Source organism: Pinibacter soli, from assembly GCF_029961145.1.
GTDB lineage: Bacteria > Bacteroidota > Bacteroidia > Chitinophagales > Chitinophagaceae > Pinibacter > Pinibacter soli.
Map to the genome: position 1 here is coordinate 1202006 of NZ_JASBRG010000007.1, position 19857 is coordinate 1221862.

The window sequence follows — 19857 nt, forward strand, 5'->3', positions numbered from 1 at the left end:
CCTAAACATATTGCATCGCAAGAATGATTAAATCAATTAGGGAGATACACTCAAAGCATTTTCAAATTTTCAAATCCTCAAATTTTCAAATTGCGTTCGAACGACATGCAGGAAAAATTGTAGAATGTTTTACCCACACTTACCGTTTATTTTGTAATTTATGTTTTCGTTGATAATCCAATATCCGACCCGAATTACCACTGGCACAATATTTATTGTTATCGTTTTTCCTTTACCCCCATGCGACTTACACAACCATGAGCGTTACATTTCCGGATACTAAATACTTATTGCAACAGGTTTTAGACCCACAGCAAGATGCTGTATACATTTGCGACAGCAATGGCTTTATTGTTTTTTACAACGAAGCATCCGCAAAACTTTGGGGCCGCAGGCCTGAACCCGGCAAAGAAAAATGGACCGCCGCATGGAAAACTTTTGACGAGAAAGGACAGCCATTTGCACCGTTTTCAACCGAAAGTATAATGAACGGCAAGCTGTCGATACACAACATGCTCGTTGAAAAATCTGATGGTAAAAGAACACTTGTCAAAACCAATCTCAGATATCTCCATGATGAAGAAGGCGCACACATTGGCTTTATTGTTAACTGCGAAAGCGTTCTAAGTCAAAATATAAACCAACAAAAAGAAGCACACCTGGCCGCCATCGTTGAAACCTCCGACGACGCCATCATTTCCAAAACACTCGATGGCGTAATTACCAGCTGGAACGCAGGCGCAGAAAGAATCTTCGGCTACACTGCCGATGAAATGATCGGTCAACTGATCTTTAAACTTATTCCCGGAAATCTATGGAACGAAGAATCCATGATCCAGGAACATCTTCGCAGAGGTAGTCGCATTGAACACTATGAAACCGTTCGCATTACCAAAAACGGAAAGCTGCTGAATGTATCTCTGACAATTTCGCCGATAAAAGATGCTAATGGCAAGATAGTAGGTGCTTCGAAAATTGCACGTGATATCACACTTCAAAAGATGCAGGAAGTTTCCTTACGTGAGAGTGAGGAACGATACCGGCTTGCCATCGAGACAGCAAGACTTGGCACATGGTCGTTTGATATCAAAAACCATAACCTTGCCTACTCAACAGAAACGGCCAATATTTTCGGTACATGGAGCAAAGCGCTTACCTGGGCAGTTATGATGGAGGCTATTTATCCGGAAGACAAAGATCTTGTAAATGCCCGGCTGCAAGAGGCTATGACAAATGTAGACAGCGGTGACTACGACATCGAATACCGCGTTGTTCAGGAATCGAAAGCCATCAGATGGGCAAGAGTGCGAGGCAAAGTATATTTCTCTTCGAATGGTGATGCAGAAAAGATCATTGGCACCATGCTGGATATTACCGACGAAAAAACCACCAAAGAAATACTTGAACAAACGGTTGCCGAACGCACAGCTGATCTCAGCAGAATGAATGAACACCTGCTAAAGTCAAATGAGAATCTTGCTCAATTTGCTTATATAGCCAGTCACGATCTGCAGGAGCCTTTGCGGAAAATTCAAACATTCATAGACATCATTGAGAAAAATGGACGCCTTGATCCGATGCCGGCAAATTATTTTAATCGTATAAAATCATCTGCCGAGCGAATGTCAGGTCTTGTAGAAAGCATCCTGGAATATTCCAGAATTGACCGACAGGAAACTCAGTTTGTAAAAACAAATCTTAACCTCATTCTGAAAGAAGTTCTTGAAGACTATGAAACACTAATCAATACAACAGGCACTCAAATTCAATCGCAGCAATTGCCTGTAATAATGGGGCTGCCGTCTCAATTGCGACAACTGTTTGCAAACCTGATCAGCAATGCGATAAAATTTTGCGAAACAACCCCTTGCATAAACATTAGTACACGATTCCTGTTCAACGACCAACTTCCAGATGGCGTACCAATACTGGACTCAGAGCGTGTGCTGGAAATTTCTTTTACAGACAACGGCATCGGCTTTGAACAACAGTATGCAGAAAAAATATTCCAGATTTTCCAGCGGCTGCATTCAAAATCCGCTTACAAAGGAACAGGCATCGGCCTTGCCCTTTGCAAAAAAATCATTGAGAATCACCAGGGCTATATATATGCATTCGGCGAACGGGATAAAGGCTCTACGTTTGTAATATTGCTTCCTGCTCATCTGGTTATTATGAAGTAAAAAGTCAAAAAGCTTATTATCAGGATGGTTACGGAAAATAAACTTTCTGACTTTTGAATTTTTAATTTTGACTTGTAACCTTCTTCAACTCTCCATCCAATCGGACCGATTCTCCTTTCATCGTCGAAAATTTCACGGTCTTATCGCCCAACTGAACATTCAATTCTCCGCCAAGTTTCGAAGTAAAGGTTGCAGTTACCAGTTTTCCATTTGCCCATTCCATATCCACCACAAAGCCTCCGCGTGTACCCAACCCTTTAACAGCGCCTGTTTCAAATGCATGCGGCAACGCAGGCAGCAGCTGAACAACATAACTGCCGTTTGTCGTTTGTTGCTGACTTTGCAAAAACATTTCTGCTATGGCGGCAGCTGCACCAAAGTTTCCGTCTATTTGAAATGGAGGATGGTTATCAAAAAGATTGGGCAGCGTTTTTGTTGTTAGCAGCACCGATAGCAATTTATATGCGTGATCGCCATCCTGCAACCTGTTCCACATATTGATCTTCCATGCGAGGCTCCAGCCCGTACCGTTATCACCTCTTGCCTCTAATGTTTTACGTGCAGCTTCTGCAAGCTCTGGTGTACCATTCACGGTAATCTGGTTGCCGGGATACAATCCAAACAAATGCGAAGTATGACGATGATGCGGATCTGTTTCTTTATAATCTTCTGCCCACTCCATTATTCTCCCCGTTGTTTTACTTATGCGGATTGGTGCCAATTGCTGTAATGTCTCAGTACATTGCTTTCTAAAATCAGCGTCTACATTCAGTATTTTGCTTGCTTCGATGCAGTGCGTTAACAGATCATGAATAATTTCAAGGTCCATTGTAGCTCCATATGTAAAAACAGATACTTTTCCGTTAGGCAATACAAATTCATTCTCCGGTGAGTATGATGGATTAGTTACAAGCTTACCTGCACAAGCCGTACCCTCCGGTGCTTTCACAAGAAAGTCGAGCATAAACAAAGCAGCACCTTTCATCAAAGGATAAGCCGTAGAAGAAAGAAATTTTCTATCTCCTGTAAAACAATAATGCTCCCATGGATCCTGTGCGAGCCATGCGGCGCCCATTGGCCAAATGCCTTGCGGACCGTCTGCAGGAGCTGTGAAACCCCATGCATCGGTGAGGTGATGCACCACCCAACCGCGTGCTCCGTATTCCGTACGTGCTGTTTTTTCACCGGGCTTCACCAATGCATTGCTAAGATCAAACAATGGCAAATGCATTTCAGAAAGATTGGTTATTTCTGCGGGCCAATAATTCATCTGTACATTGATGTTCGTGTGAAAGTCTGCGTTCCATGGTGGATTCATTTGCCATGCCCATAAACCTTGCAGGTTAGCAGGCATGCCGCCCGGCTGCGAAGAGGAGATCAATAAATAACGTCCGTATTGAAAGTATGTTGCGATCAGATCATTGTCCGCTTTTCCATTCACACGGGCTTGTGCAAGGCGCTCATCTGTAGACAACGTCTTTAATGTATCAGCAACCTTTCCCAAATTAATTGCCACACGATTAAAATAGCGTTGATAGTCTTTTATATGTTGCGATTTCAATTGAGCGTAAGGAACAGTAATGGCTTTGCGAAGAGTTTTATTACACTCTTTTTCAGGATCAATATTTGAGGTCTGTACACCCTTTGCCAATTGCAACAAACCCGGATAATTTGTCGCCGCTGTTATGTACAATGTAACGGACGTAGCCTCATGCACGGACAACACGCCGTCTTTGACTTCTACTGTTCCACCTTCCGCAACAGCTTTAACTTCTGCGGCAAACCTAACTCCTCTTTGTTTCCCTGTACTGTCTTTCACCGACACCTGTCCGCTAAGCAGTAGTGCCTGGTTATCGTCTGCAACGGGAACGCAGTTGGCATCTTTTGCACGTCTCAATCTCAGATTGAAACCAATGCTGCCTTTGTTACTTGCCGTAAAACGAACAACCATCACATTACTTGCTGCGTCTGCGAAACTTTCTCTTGTATATGTAGCGTCTTTCAAACGGTACTGCACCGTCGCGATTGCAGTTGACAAATCCAGACTTCTAACATAATTCTCTGCATTGGCCAGAGGCATATCAAACCACAATTCTCCCAGCGATTGATAGGGCTTGATGCGCGACGGATTTCCCATCATGGTTTTACCCGCCAATTCAACCGCTTCATTGTTTTTATTTTCAAATAATAAACGACGTACCTCCGGTAAAGCTTTTAATGCATTGGGATTGCTAGCATCCTGCGCAAACCCATCCCACAGTGTGCTTTCATTTAGCTGAATGCGTTCATCAGTAACACCGCCAAATATCATCGCACCCAACTTTCCATTGCCTATTGGAAGTGCTTCTTCCCACACCTTTGCAGATGTGCGGTACCACAAAACATTTTCTTTCTGTGGTCCATCTCCCTTTCCAGAAAAAACCGCACGGTCATACCATTGCGCTGTTATTTTCCCATTGCGTTGAGAGGCTGGCAATGTAGAATCTTCTTTTGTTAAGCGATCCTGTGAAAAGGTTGAAATGAAAGAGATTTGAAAAAAAATACCACCCAGAATTTTTATCCAATTCGAATTTGCAATCGTTTTTTTCTGTTTATACATATAATCATTCTCGATTTTAAGGAGTCGCATGACGGTCAACTTAGGTGCTACAAGACCTGACAGGTTTTTAGAACCCTGTCAGGTCTTGTGATACGCTACTATTTATGTCAACAATTAAAACTGTTTTGTTATACTCACATGTTTACTTGTAAACGTTACCTGTTTACCTGCTATGTCTTCATTAAGAACAAATGCCACTTGCTTTTCTTTACCGGGTTCTACTTCAAAGTGATGCACATCATCCGCACGACTTCCATTTATATACATCGAGACAGTTCCAACATCTGTAAGATTGCCACTGTTCTTAACGAGCACGGGCAATATCTTTTTTCCGATGATGCTGTCAACAAAAATATTTCCGGTAGTTATGCTAAATGATGCTGCAAACTTTTTATTGTAATGCAACATAGTACTTACGCCTTCTACACTGGTGGCAAATGCAACACTGTTCTTAATTTCATCCGATGCTTTAAAGGAAGGGCTTTTTCCACCAACCAAAATTTTAAAATCACCGGCTTCTACCACTCTATCCATTTCGTCATTTAATAAAGATAATTGATAAGGGCTTAGCGTAAACGATATTTTCTTTGCTTCACCCGGAGCGAGCGTTACACGGGAAAAATCTTTCAACTCTGTTACGCGGGTTTTCACACTTGCATACATATCAGTAACATATAGTTGCACTACTTCATCGCCTGCAACGCTGCCAGTGTTGGTAACAATTGCCGTAACATTTATTGAGCCATCGTCATTTATTGAAGTCTTTAAATCCGAATAATTAAAAGAGGTATAACTCAAGCCATATCCAAAAGGATACAAAGGATAGAATGGCATATCTACATACGCATACTGCCTTCCTGATGTTTTGAAGTTGTAATACAATGGCAACTGCGCAACATCCTTCGGAAAGGTCATAGGCAAGCGACCTGCGGGATTGTAATCGCCAAACAATACATCGGTAGTAGCATAGCCGCCTTCCTGTCCCGGAAGCCAGTTTACCAATATGCCTTTACAATGTTGGGAAGCATAAGTTAAGTTGTATGGCCTACCCGATTGGAGAATCAATACAACAGGTTTTCCAGCGGCGCAAACCGCTTCCAATAATTTTTGCTGATATCCTGGCAAAATAAGAGAAGCATAGTCATTCGCTTCACCGGAAGTTTTTTTAACACCACTCATCGCTTCACTTGTTGAGCAATCGCCCAATACCATTACTACGACTTCTGCTTTTTTCGCAGCAGCAACCGCGTCTTTTATGCGCGAACTATCTGTGGAATAAAACTCGCACCCCTTTTCAAACAACACCTGCGTTGCAGTGCCAACAGCTTTCTTCACACCTGATAGAACAGAAACAAGTTGTCCGGGCTGAAGTTTCGCAGTGTAATCGCCGGGTTGTAAATCGTCGGCGCCCGGGCCTATCACTGCAATAGTTGATATTTTTTTAGAGAGCGGCAAAACCTTGTCTTCATTTTTCAACAACACAATTGATTCTCTCGCCGCTTGTCTCGCCACTTCTTTATGTGCAGGACTGTTCCAACCCGGATAGATAGTGTTCCAGTTTAAAGACTTTGCAGGATTATGATCAAACAAGCCGTTCCTAAACATTGTTGCGAGCAAAGTACTGCAAGTGAAATTGAGATCATCCATATTGAGACCTCCGTTCTTTGCAGCTTCTATCACTTTCGGATTGTTGTACGTATCTCCGCAATTAGTTGCTACGCCTGCGGCAAGCGATTGATTCGCTGCTTCTACTACATTCGTTGCCGTAAAATGTTTCTTACTTGTAAGATTGCCAATTGCACCGCAATCGCTAACTACATAGCCATCGAATCCCCACTCCTCGCGAAGAATGCCTTTGAGCAACTCTTTGCTTTTTGCATCAGGCACGCCGTAGAAATCAGAGTAAGCAACCATGATCGATTGACATTTGTACTTTTCGATGACGTGACGAAAAGGAACCAAATGTATCTCACGCATTTCGCGATCAGACAATCCGATGTCGTGAGAGTCGCGACCACCCAGCGGTGCACCGTGTGCAGCAAAGTGTTTTGGTGTAACCATCAATCCTTTTGATTGATAGCCTTTGATCCATGCTCCACCTATTTCCGATACCAACACAGGATCCTCTCCATAAGTTTCTTCGCAACGTCCCCACCTCGCATCCTGCGCCACATCAAGCACGGGAGACCATGCCTGCACAGTGTTTGCGCTCACCGTTTCATCACCAATTGTTTCTGCAACTTTCTCTATCAGCTGCTTGTTCCATGTTGCACCAAGACCAATTGATTGCGGAAAAATAGTAGCGCCGCTTCCATACGAAAAACCGTGAATGGCTTCCACCTTGTTCACAAACGGAATGCCCAAAGAAGGAATGCCGGGTATGCCCCAGCCTTCTCTCAACAATTCCATCTTTTGCGCAGGTGTCATTACGTTCAGTAGCAAAAGCACTCTCTCATTTACAGGGAGCGATGCATTTAGCCACGGTTTGTTTTTTAGTTCAGTCGCATCAGTCATAGCACCGCCATATTCTACTGTGATCTCTTTGAAAGTAACAGGCGCTTTGATGCTACTTTCTTTTATCACCATCTTTAAATGCGCACCATATTTTGCGGGAAATGAAACATCAAACGTCTTGCTCCCCGAAACACTGTAGGTAACAGGCGTTCCAAGGTTCATAGGATCGTAAGTGACGTATATTGTCAACGATTTTTTTAACACATCAGCAGTGAGATTATCGGTAACAATGTGTAAGCCGTTAATGTTGCCGGGCTTGTATAAAGTAAACAACACCGATTGTTCTTTCTTAAGATCATTGCTACGCAATGCCCAGCCTGTTTTCGTATCACCATCGAAAGACTGGCCAACAGCTGCCTGGTTAACAGACGCTACAGCTGACATGAAATATTTTGTTTGCGCCTGTGTGTCGTTGGCATGTAGTAAAAAGAAACCGAAAATAATTTTTGAAAGATTCTTCTTCATAAACGCTCTTGATTAATTGTTGGCTATTGTTAGTTGAATCTGTTTAAATTTTTATTGGGAAATTTTTGAACGAAGCTTTTCGACAAAATCTTTCTGGGTAGAAATGAATTTTACCTGCACGCCCAAATTATTTCTTTGCACGTTTTGAATAAGAAAATGGTTCCAACCTTTATCCAGCGGCAGTGAATGAATAATTTTACCATCTTTCTTATTTTCAATGGAAGCGGCATCTACGGCCTTTCCATTCAAATACACCTGCCACGGACTTTTGGTAGTGATATCCATATCTAACACCGGCATATCCGGCTCTGACAAAAGATTCACCAGCGAGCGGGGACTGTACACCCAAAAGCTAGTGAAGTTGTTCCCATCCTTGCTTTGTTGAATATCGCTCGCATCCAATGTACCGTTCGAAGAAGCACTTAGCGTTCTTGATGTTGTTTTACCATTTGCTACAGAATCCAAAAACATCGCGTATTGCAGAACACCATCGCCATCTATCGCTGAAAGATCTTTACCTGCTTGAGCATTGAACGTTGCACCAAGATTTGCCAACAGGGCATACAATACTCTTTCAGATGTTTTGTAGATTGCCTGTGGATCAAGTGTGGTGAAATAAATATTTCCCTGGCCCGATGAATATACGACCATCACATTGCCAACTGCTTTATTTTCTCTTTCGCTTTTAATCAGGGAAATGGTTTTAGAATATTCCGCCTTGCCGTTCCAGGCCTTCCAGTCGGCATTGCAAGCACTCAACAGCACTTTTCCTTTGTTGACAAAATCACCCGCAATACAATAATTCACCAGCGGTTGCGACGCCATCTCACTGAAGTAAAGTTCACCGTTACCAAAACCATTCAAAAGAGGATCATCATTTTCTTTGATAAACGAAGTGGCTTTGCGATCAACAACATTTACCGCGAAAGGAAGATAAGATGCTACGGCTGCAGGTGTTTTTTCATTGGCACCCCAAATGAAGATATCACCGCCCTTGTTTGTAACAGCACTGCAGAGCGAAATAGATGATTTATCGGTTGGAGGAAATTTTCCGTCTACAATAACCAGCGCATGATCTGTTGCAGAAAGCTTATCCTCTGCTTGTACACCAAGATCCCTGAACAGCGTAGCCAGCTTAGCTTCAGGATCTGCAGACAAGATCATTATTTTTGAATAGGACGTTTTGCGTTTATCATCAGTCGTTGGTTTATCTTCTATTTTGTCATAATCACTGATAGGAACATTCGTAGCATAAGAGGCTTGTATGGCATTGAACAACGGCCATGTGCGGTACATGGGCAATGAAGGATCATAACCCGGATTCAATGTGCTGGTATATGGCCCGAGCCTTTCCGGCTGCACTCCCGGCTGACCTTCTTTGAATGCATCGAAGAAAATTCCGTCGGTTGATTTTGGAGCTCTGCTTGTATCTTTTAATCCGAACTCAAGTGGCTTTAATCCATACCATACCACATTAAAAATAGAATAGTAAGAAGCATCGTATTTCTTTTGTCCGTTAAGCAACCGCACTGCTTCTATTGCCACGCCTTCCATTCTACCCTGTTGAGAAACATAAGAGCGATTGCCATTGTATTGTGCCGTTTGCCTTGGCGTACCATAGTAAGCCATTCCTGATTCACCGATGCCCCACAGCTTTCCTTTTGATGACCAGTTCTTGTAAGAGTTTTCATCGCCATAGTGACCGATGATTGTTGGCAGATCAGTAGGACGATCTGTTTCACCATCACCGGAGATCCAGTTTCTTGTCGGATCCAACTCTTTTGTGATCGCCACCCAATGATTGATCTCCTGTAACTGTTTGTTGACAAGGCTATCGGGCGAGTGATGCACATACACAGCTACAGGAATATTCTCATTACAAACACTCCATCCAAATACAGATGCATGATTGCGGTCACGCAGAATGAAGCGCTTCAGGTGATCAGCTGCATTTGTCCAATATACTTCTGCATCTTCTTTAGGGCCGCCATCGCTTGCCCACAATCCTGTTTCGTCAAGAATATAGATACCCATTTCATCGGCCATGTCAAGATAGAACGAAGGGTAAGGTTGTGCATGCAAACGAACAGCGTTTGCATGAGCGTCTTTCAACATCGAGTACCAGGCCCATGCATAACGGCGCGTCATTTGAGGAATGCCCATGAAATGCCATGAATCGCCCTTCATTGCAACGCGTTGTCCGTTGAGGTATAGTTTATCGCCTTCTATTTTAAACTGTCTCCAACCAAAGCGTTCATATTGTTTATCAACGATAGTTTTGCCATTGCTCAATGTTGTCACGAGCCCATATAAATTAGGCGCTTCAGCCGACCATGTCTTCAGCTTACCTTTAACAGCAACGGAAAGTGTCACTATCTTTTTTTCACCTGCCACAAGCGTTACTTTTTGAGATGGAATAGAAAGCGCTTCTTTATTATCGAGTGTCCATTTTACTTCAGGCGCTTCGGTAATACTTTTACCGGCAAGATTGATCCATTGGGAAACAGTTCCACCAAGGTCGATGGTTCTTTTTGCGTTAGTCGTATTTATCAAAGTATATTCAACCTGTAAAGAATCTTTATCGACCTGCGCTTTAATGAAAGCATTAGCTACGTATACCTCGGGCTTTACGAGTAAGTATGCATCTTGCCAAATGCCATTGATGTGTTGCCCCCAGAAGGAGCCGCCTACGTACAATCTTTTTCCATACTTGCCTGGCTCGTTGAGCAGATCAGCATCTGCAACCCACAACAGTAATTCATTTTCGCCGTCCTGTTTTATCTCGTCAGTTATATCTACTTCAAAAGGAAGGAAGACATCATAGTTCTCTCCCACTTTTTTTCCATTAAGTATCACTTTGGTGAATCCGGCAACAGCATCGAAATGCAATACCAGGCGCTTACCTTTCCATTCTGTTTTGTAAACAAATTTGCGCATGAGCCAACCGGCCCTCACAGTGTCCCAATCTTTTGGATAGCTGGGATAAGTCACGAAATCGCCGCCGCCTTGCGCAAAACTGTTGATGTTCCATGGTGATGGAATTTTTACCGCAACATTTTCCCATGAAAAACTTTTGGGCAATGCGGGATCGCGTAACTGATCTTTTGAAAAACCGCGAACATTTCTTTCAGGAAAAAATTTCCAGGAACCATTCAAACAAATATCATCCCTGAAGGGACGTTCGATCGAAGTAGTCCGATCTTCGGAGGGGGCAAAATCATGATGAAAATTTTGCTGCTGCGCATTGACCTTTGTACCAAGGTTCATGCAACATGTCAACAGAGCGAAAGCAACTCCTTTGTTTCTTTTTAATAAAGCAAGCATTACAAAGCTGATTGTGGGTTAAAAATCCAACACTGGTAAACTCCGAACTCGTCGAAAAAATCTACCTATGACAAATTAAATATCGCCACCAAAGAAAGCTTTGAGAGACTAATAAAATCGTAATAAAACATTAATAGAACGTTAGTACCGGAATTTCTTTATAATAAACTGAAGAACTCAATAACTCAATAACTGAGCAACCCAATAACTGAAGGTTGAGTCATTGAAACGATAACGAAACGCACACGTCATTGCGAGGCAAGCAGAGCATGCTGCCTGATATTGTGCTGTATGGCGCAATCGCGGCAATTGCCAAAGCAATCTCTCAATAGTAAGGAAGATTGCTTCGACCGATTCACTTGGTGCAAGCATCTTGACTAAACGCGAGTCACATTGTCTGCAGGTCTCGCAATGACGACCACTCGCACTCGTCATTGCGAGGCAAGCCGAGCGTGTTGTCTGATATTGTGCTGTATAACGCAATAGCGGGAATTGCCGAAGCAATCTTAGGGCCTATCAGTGAGATTGCTTCGGCCGCCTCCGAATTTTGATGTAGCTTTTGTAATTCGAGCACTCAGATTTCTCTGGCCTCGCAATGACGACGCTGATTTTATTCAACCCTTCAGTTTATTCAGTTATTCTTAGAGCTTAATCTTCCCACTCAACCGCACATCCTCCGAACTCGCTCCGACCAAAATATCGAACCATCCCGGTTCAACTACGCGTTTCATTTCACGGTTGATCAAGGAAAAATCTATTGCGTGCAAAACCATCGTTACCAATTTTTCTTCACTGGGTTGAAGGGAAACCCTTTCAAAGCCGCGCAGCTTTCTTACGTAAGTCGAAACCGAGCTTAACTGATCATGCAGGTACAATTGGGCGATTTCATCACCCGCATATTTCCCGGTATTTTTTATTTTGAAAGTTACTGTCACCTCGCCTTTTGAAGCGTATTGATCGGCATTCACTTTAAGATCGCTGTAAGCAAATGTTGTATAACTCAACCCAAATCCAAACGGATAAAGAAAGCCACGCACGTTGGCATCACCTACTCCATCAGCCGCCGGCTTCATAGGAAAGGAAAGCGGTATTTGTCCTACATGTTTGGGAAACGGCACACACAATTTACCGGCAGGATTGTAATCACCAAATAAAACAGATGCCATAGCATCTCCCATTGATTCACCAAGGTACCAGGTCTCAATGATGGCAGGTAAATTTTTACTCGCATAATTAATTGTCACAGGGCGACCGCCCATTAACACCAGCACAGTTGGCTTGCCCAATGCCGCAATACGCTTGACCAATTCTTCCTGTCTGCCCGGCAATTTCAGGTTAAGTCTTGAATGTGTTTCACCAATTGTATTTTCATTGTCTCCTAAAGCAAGCAAAACTACATCTGCCGCAGAAGCGGCGTCAACAGCCTCTTTCAAAGCTGCATCCTCATCTGCAGTAAGAGCAAAATCTTCTATATCGCTTTCAGGAAAATTTTTGTCGGTGTGTGTACAACCTTTTGCATACAAGACTTTTGTGTTTGACGGAAGCGCTTTTATAATGCCATCGTAAAAGGTAACAACATTTGTATGCACCGGACCATAGCGTGAGAGCAAACTCTTTTCTTCTTTTACATTGGGGCCTATCAACGCGATGGTTTTTATGCTGTTCTTGTTCAAAGGCAATGTGTTGTTATCATTCTTCAACAAAACAATACTTTGCTTAGCCGCTAATGCAGCGAGATCTTTCGCTTCCTGGTTGTGCACGAGGCCGTCTGCCAGCGTTGTATCTTTTACATAAGGATCATCAAAAAGTCCCAACCAAAATTTTACACGCAACACCTCGCTCACGCGTTGATCGATCACGCTCATAGGTATGCTGCCATTTTTAATTCCCCTTCTTATGCCCATAATGTACGGGCGAGGTGCCGCAAAATCCGTACGCACATTCATGCCTGCTGTAAGTGCCTGCTTAGCGGCATCTGCGGTGTCAACCGCAACATGATACTTATCCCAAAGATCTTCAAATGCATGGCTGTCGCTCACTACATATCCCTTAAACTTAAATTGCTTACGCAAAATATCAGTAAGAAAATAATAATTGCCAATGATGGGAACACCATCGTAATCATTATAAGAAGCCATTGTACCCATTGCTCCAGCCTCCTCAAATGCGACTCTGAATGGTTCAAGATACAGTTCCCACATTTCTCTCGGCGCCACATGCGGATCGGTGCGGGTTCCTCCATCGCGGCCACCAACAGGAATGCCGTACACTGCGAAATGTTTTACAGTCGACACAATTTTGTTTTCCTGTATGCCCGTTATATTTTGCCTGCCTAACTCCGCAACAAGAAACGGATCGCAACCATAAGTTTCTTCAATTCTTCCCCAACGCGGATCTGACGCTACATCCAGTATTGGCGAGTACACATTTGTGTAGCCCAATGCTTTGGCTTCTCTTCCGGTAACCCGTGCAATTTTATGCACAAGCTCTTTGTTGAAAGTACATGCCTGTGCAATCTGCGCAGGAAAATACGTAGCCTTCATGTGATTCAAACCGCGAATACCTTCTGTGGTAAAATCAACAGGAATACCTAAACGTGTTTGCTCAACGAACCATTTTTGTATAGTATTGATGGCACCTGCATGGGACGAGTATGGATAAGCATACATTGTGTCCTTACGCAGCCCCGTAAGTTGTTCATCAATATTAGCGATGCCATCTTTCCACACACTGTCTCTCCATCCGGCTTGTGGCAAACGATCTTTCAAAACAGCGCCATAGCCGTACAATGTAGCCAGCTGGCAAGTCTTTTCTTCCGTTGTCATTTGCGACAGCAAATTACTTACACGCTTATCAATGGGTTGTGCCGGATCTTCGTAAACATCTTTTTTGCCATTCTTATTAAAGTCTATCCAGCCGTTCTTTTTCACTGACTGAGCAAGTACATTGTTAGTTAAACATGTTACCGACAAAGTCAGCGCTATCAAAATTTTATTCATTATGCGATCACCTTTTTAAAGAGATATAAAATTGTGAAAAAAAATCAATACGCAAAGCTGTGAGTTAAAATTCCGGAATGATTTCAGTCTCATGGACACTAAATAGCGGAACAATTTTAAAATTTAAGGATTTGAAAATTTGAAAATGCTTTGCGTGCGACACGAGCCTCTACTAATTTCTGTATTCAGTTCAGCGAGTTAAGAGCTTTTATTGAAATCTGCACTGAAATAATTTTCAAATTTTCAAATCACCTGTATTTCTCAATCACAGGTATCAACAACCCCGCTGCTTTAATCTGTCCCACCACGCTTGGGTGCAAACCATCGCCATAATTAGCCTTCGTCAGCCATCCATCTGTATCTACATAATGTAGTTTTGTATCACCTGCAGCGATGCGTACATTCACTGCAGCCAATGTTGGCACTGCTTTCACGCCAAGAAATGTTCGCATCACCAATATTTGTGCGTTGGGAAATTGACTGCGAATTTTGAAAAGGAACTCTGCATAGTTTGCCTGCAGCACACTGTCCGGCACACGCTTATTGTTATCATTTGTACCAAGATTAATCACAATCATGTCCGGAACATATTTGTTCATCTCCCACATAGGGCTCACAATTGATGCAGGCGAACCCATTCTGAAGTACTGATTATCCATGCCACCCTTAGGATATCCACTTACCAGCGTAATGCCGGGGTAAGCAATCTGAGTGTGTTCCGCGCCAAGTTTTTCTGCACTTATCCATGCATAATCAGAAACATTTGCCTGGTCATCTGTATAACCTGCTGTAATCGAGTCGCCGATAAACTCAATAAGAAACGGAGACACAGGAGGATCAGACGTTACAGCGCCAGGTTCCAAAATCAATCCATGAAAACTAAAGACATAATTGTAATCCTTGCCCTGCGCAACACTAAGTATGTGCTTTCCTTTTGACAACGCAGTAGGTGTGAGATCAATTGTATCGCTTACATTCTTATAACTGATCCAGGGACCATTGTCTATCTTGACGTAGTAGTTTGTTTTGTTCGTACCTGTTTTCAATTTCACTTTCGTGCCGGTGAATGCAACTTTAAAATAAGCCCCGCCCCATCTGCTCACATATTCGGCAGCATTGCTTTGATCCCATCGGCCAAAGTATTTGATGTGATTATCTTCCAGCGAACCAGGTGCAATTTTCGTAGGAGAAGCTTTCTTTTTTGTTTGTGCAAACAACCAATCCCAAACTTCGTTTTCTGCGTACGTTCTACTCCATGAATCATGACCAACACCGGGATATTCTGTATATCGCGGATGGCCTCCTTTTGAAACAATCTGCTGCACCATTGCACGTGAACGCGTTACCGGCACGGTGCTGTCAGCATCGCCATGAAATACCCAAAGCGGAACATGCGAAAGCTTTCCCGCAAAAGCAGTGTCGCCACCACCGCAAACAGGCACACCTGCAGCAAACAACTCCGGATGACGCTGTAACATTTCCCATGTAGCAAAGCCGCCCATTGAAAGTCCCGTTATGTAAATGCGATCGCGATCAATGTTATTCTCCTTAATGATTTTATCAAGCAATTCAATGGATAACTGCATTGGCCATGTAGGCTCTCTCTGCATTGTATGGCTCTGTCCACCAAAAGGCGTATATACCCACACTGCGCCAGCATCGTTATCTACATCTTTTCTTTCCGGACATTGCGGTGCTAAAACATAGCATGGATATTTTTCCCAAAACTTCGTACACGAAAAACGAAGGAACTGCTTGCGATTGTCAACGCCTCTTTCTCCGGCTCCATGCATGAACAATACCAGCGGATATTTCCCTCCGTTTTGCACTGCTGGTTTGTAAAGCCTGTAAGGCAAAACATGGTCGTTCTTTTTGTACACATTAAAAGAGAAATCTGAGAATTTCTTCTCCCAATCGAGCATTGGCACTGTTGTGTAATCAGGCGTTGATGCATTAACAGCCTGTGCGTTGATGTTACCGATCAACATCGTGCAGACTAGCAACATCAATATATTCTTGACAGATTTCATTAAAACTAGTTTTCGTATTATTCGTTAGAAAGGTTCTTCCAATCACACGGTATTCATAGCCGGTGGTGAAAGGCACTTGTCATCCCTCCTTCGTCGGGATGACAAGCGAGATACATTAAAATCATTTTGCCAAATCAGTCAACATATTCACCAGTAATTTTCCGGCAACAGGATCCGTTACTCCTTTTTCCAAGGCCATAGTTGAAATGATAGCCGTGCCTTTATCATTGATTTTTACGATCGTACTTCCTTCTATGGTTTGCATATATTTTGCACGCTCGGCCATATCTCCATTAATGTATCCATGAATCTTGATGTGTTTCGCCAATAGTTCAACATGTTCGCTCCGGGTTACTTTTAAAGCCAAATTACAAACCGTGGGAACCTCTCTTTTATTATTATTAAAATAACGAAGATCCATCAATTCAATTCCATTAAATACAGGCGATTCAGGAATTTCCATGTTTACGATGTCACCCTCTGTCGGCACGATTGAACCTTTTATATACTCGGGAAAAAGATCCGCAGCTAAGCCTGAATTAAGCAAAAGAAATCGGGCGCCATTTGCTTTCATTTCTTTAATGCGCTGCAAATCCTGTACGGATACGTCGCTGGTATTTACACCGGAGAATACATAAACGTCAGCTTTCTGTTGTAAAGCTTCACTCACCGTTGCTGATGATGTATGTGTAATGCCCAACCTATCAAACACAGCTTTCATATTAGTTTTATCTACTAATAAAATATTTTTAGAAAAGCTTGCTTTGTTCCACTGTTTGTTTGCCAATGTTATCGCATATTCATTGGATGAAATTTGCCTGCCATTTTCTTTTAGCGATAATACTAGTTTTCCGTTGATTCTATCTTGTGGCAGTGCAGCAATGTTAATCGTCGGCGTTACCCACTCGCGGCCATAGTATGCAACCTCAGGAACTTTCTGCATACCGCTTTGTAAAACTTTTCCATCGTTGGCTACAAGCTTCCATTCCATTTCGGACGTAGCAATCGCGTTCCCTTCATTCCTGTCGTTCACGATGCATATTCGCACTGGTAGTTGTTCACCTGCATAAAAATGACGTCCCCACAACTCAGCACTTACGAGTACCGGTTGCAACGCTCTTTGCATGGCATAGTATGTCCCGTATGGTTTTATCGTTGATGCATTGTACACATTCTGGAACCATGTAATAAGCGCAAAGTGAATGATGCCTGCAGACTTATCATTGCTTCGCCTTAATGCCTCAGCAAGCTCGCCTGTGATAAATGATTGCGACTGTAAAAAATAGGCAGGATCATTGTATTCATATGCAAGATCGCCCACGAGCGACTGCGGTGTTTGGTGCACCTGTGTGTAAAACCGCACGGGATGGCCGGTTTCACTGTTTGGATAACCTGTCGACATTTCCTGGCTGATCAACGGCCTACCCTCCCACCAGTTTTCTTTTTGAAACTCGCCGTTGAATTGTTTGAACACTGTATGATCGTACCAGTTGATGTAGGAATGAATGTCGTCGATATCGCCATCATCGATACTGCTAAAAAATGTTTCACCAAATTTCTTCGCTTTGCCTTTTCTTTTGTAGTTGGAATCAAAACAAATTGGCCGTGTATTATCTACTACACGCATTCTTTTCACCACATCAGAAATGATCGTCATTTTCGATTTCGCACGTTCCATATCAGGATCATTGTCATAGAATTTCATTTCATTGTTTACCGTCCAGAACAATAGTGAAGGATGGTTCCTATATTTTTTGATCATCGCAAGAAATTCATCTGCCCACATATCGATCAGTTTTTTATCGGGCATTGAAGTCGCGAGCATGAGCCACGGCCATGTACCTTCAAAGCTTACACCAATTCCTTTTTTGTCTGCTTCCTGCATCCACAATTCGTTGAATGGTGCGGTGTGAGTTCGCGTTACTTCCATGTTACCTGCCTTCATAAGATCGTAGAATTTGTCAGCGAGCGCAATATCATTTGGCGCTAGTGCAAAGGGCGTTTGGTTACCACCTCGTAACCAATAACGTTTGCCATTCAACCATAAGTAACCATCTTTACTTTCAAATGTTCTAAATCCGGAAACAATGACAGAACTATCCGCCACCTTACCATTTGCATTGATGTAGAATGTAAAGTCATACAGGTTTGGCGTTTGCGGTGTCCACAACAATGGTTTCAAATTGTTCACATTGTAATTGAAAGTACGTTCCTCTCCTGCGTGAATAATGTTTTTCTCCAACCCCAGACCCAAGAATAGAGGCTTGCCATTCTTATCTGCAATCTTTGTAACGAATGAAAATTGACTATCGCTCTTACCTGAATTTTTCACGGTAACCTCAAACGCAGCACCAGTAAGGTTCGGCTTGATGTACACATCACTGATCTTCACAGGATCCGTAATCACGAGCTTCACCGGTTGCCAGATACCAGCCGGATCTCCATTGTAAAATCCATGCGCAAGGTCCTTTAGCATTTTATTGGTTACTTCCACACTAACTGCAACATCAACAACATTGCCTTCGTCTTTAATATCATTTGTGTAGTCACGAATGACTTTTACTGTTACAAGATTTTTTCCTTTGTGAAACAAACCAGCAGCATCTATGTTAAGGTCGCCAAACATTCCAACATGCTTACCCGCATGCACACCGTTGATCCAGACTTCTGCGATTTTCGAAATGGCATCAAATTGCAGCGATACATCTTTTCCTTCTATATCAGCAGGTAATTCAATCCATTGACGATACCACGCCGCGGCTGTTTTTTTGTAGTCGAATGTGTAGCCCTCGCATCGATCAGTTTCTGCCTGAAAATAATTATCGGAAGCTCCTTTGGCAAATTGGCCAAAGGTTTCGCCGTGCAGCCAGATCCGAATAGGGTTCCAGAAATCCGGCACGTGCATGCTGTGCCATTCTTTGTCGTCCTCCTTCGGAGAAATGGCTTTCTTTTGATCGGCCATTTCATTTACGGGCATAAACAACCATTGTCCGTCCAGCGAAATCACTGTTCGCCCTTCATTAATTTTATCTACAACAATTGCTTTGTATATGCTACGCTCCTGTTTTCTCTTTGCTGTTTTATCAACTGTTTTTGTCGCTGCAGCATATTCCAGTTTCGGCATATTATCCAAAGCTCCTTTTTGTAATGGCACTATCGTAAGTCCTTCATAGAGGCTGGTGATCCATCCTCCACCGAGTGTGATTTTTCCGGAAGGCGCCAACACACTGTTCTTGTCTTCTATGTCGATACGTGGCAATAAATCGTCATTGAGAAACACGCGGATTCTCTTGCCACTCACCTGTATGCGGAAGGTATACCAAGTGCCGGGCTGCGGTTTAAAATCTAATGTGCGCAATGCAAGAAATTCATCTGTGCCGAGATAACCGAGCCTGCTCAGGTAGAGTGTATTTTGCAAACCGCCACGCAGACCAATTATATATCTGTCGTTTCTATTGAATTCTCTAAAGCCCGCCCACAATTGTACTTGCTCTTCACCTTTGGGTGTGCAGGCACGAAATGTTGCCTCATAATCACTCATGTTTTCATCACCAAAACTTGCATACGCATCTTTTGTTTTCAACACGCCGTTATTCATTTCACATATACCACGGCCCCTTGTCTGGAAAGCACTTTTAAAAGATGTTGGAGTCGTGGAAACGCCTTGTGCTTTTGCATCTGACAAAAAGAGCAGTGAGGTTGTCGTCAATAACATTACAAGCGAAATTCTTTTTAATCTCATG

The 19857-nt window shown here is 42.9% G+C and carries 7 protein-coding genes; 1 reads left to right on the top strand and 6 read right to left on the bottom strand.

Annotated features, from left to right (window positions below):
• Nucleotides 1-257: 257 nt before the first annotated feature.
• Nucleotides 258-2183 carry a PAS domain-containing sensor histidine kinase gene (locus tag QJ048_RS15555; RefSeq protein WP_282335317.1) on the top strand — a complete coding sequence of 642 codons (1926 nt, stop codon included), beginning with the start codon at nt 258-260 and terminating at the stop codon, nt 2181-2183.
• Between the two features lie 61 nt (nt 2184-2244).
• On the opposite strand, the gene QJ048_RS15560 is transcribed toward QJ048_RS15555, so the two are convergent.
• The 6 genes from QJ048_RS15560 to QJ048_RS15585 all read right to left on the bottom strand — a co-directional run bounded on the left by QJ048_RS15560 (nt 2245) and on the right by QJ048_RS15585 (nt 19856).
• The gene (locus tag QJ048_RS15560) at nt 2245-4782 is read right to left on the bottom strand and encodes a glycoside hydrolase family 95 protein (RefSeq protein ID WP_282335318.1); all 2538 of its coding nucleotides are present in this window, start codon (nt 4780-4782) and stop codon (nt 2245-2247) included.
• Between the two features lie 114 nt (nt 4783-4896).
• The gene (locus QJ048_RS15565) at nt 4897-7761 is read right to left on the bottom strand and encodes a glycoside hydrolase family 3 C-terminal domain-containing protein (RefSeq protein ID WP_282335319.1); all 2865 of its coding nucleotides are present in this window, start codon (nt 7759-7761) and stop codon (nt 4897-4899) included.
• Nucleotides 7762-7812: 51 nt separating this feature from the next.
• Nucleotides 7813-11085 (bottom strand): glycoside hydrolase family 2 protein, encoded by a 3273-nt coding sequence (locus tag QJ048_RS15570; RefSeq protein WP_282335320.1) that lies wholly within the window; start codon nt 11083-11085, stop codon nt 7813-7815.
• A 641-nt stretch (nt 11086-11726) separates the two neighbouring features.
• Nucleotides 11727-14084 carry a glycoside hydrolase family 3 N-terminal domain-containing protein gene (locus QJ048_RS15575; RefSeq protein WP_282335321.1) on the bottom strand — a complete coding sequence of 786 codons (2358 nt, stop codon included), beginning with the start codon at nt 14082-14084 and terminating at the stop codon, nt 11727-11729.
• Between the two features lie 248 nt (nt 14085-14332).
• A complete protein-coding gene (locus QJ048_RS15580) occupies nt 14333-16114 on the bottom strand; it encodes a GDSL-type esterase/lipase family protein (RefSeq protein WP_282335322.1) in 1782 nt (593 codons plus the stop codon).
• A gap of 121 nt (nt 16115-16235) precedes the next feature.
• On the bottom strand, nt 16236-19856 hold the full coding sequence (locus QJ048_RS15585; RefSeq protein ID WP_282335323.1) for a glycoside hydrolase family 2 TIM barrel-domain containing protein: 3621 nt from the start codon (nt 19854-19856) through the stop codon (nt 16236-16238).
• Nucleotide 19857: the final 1 nt, after the last annotated feature.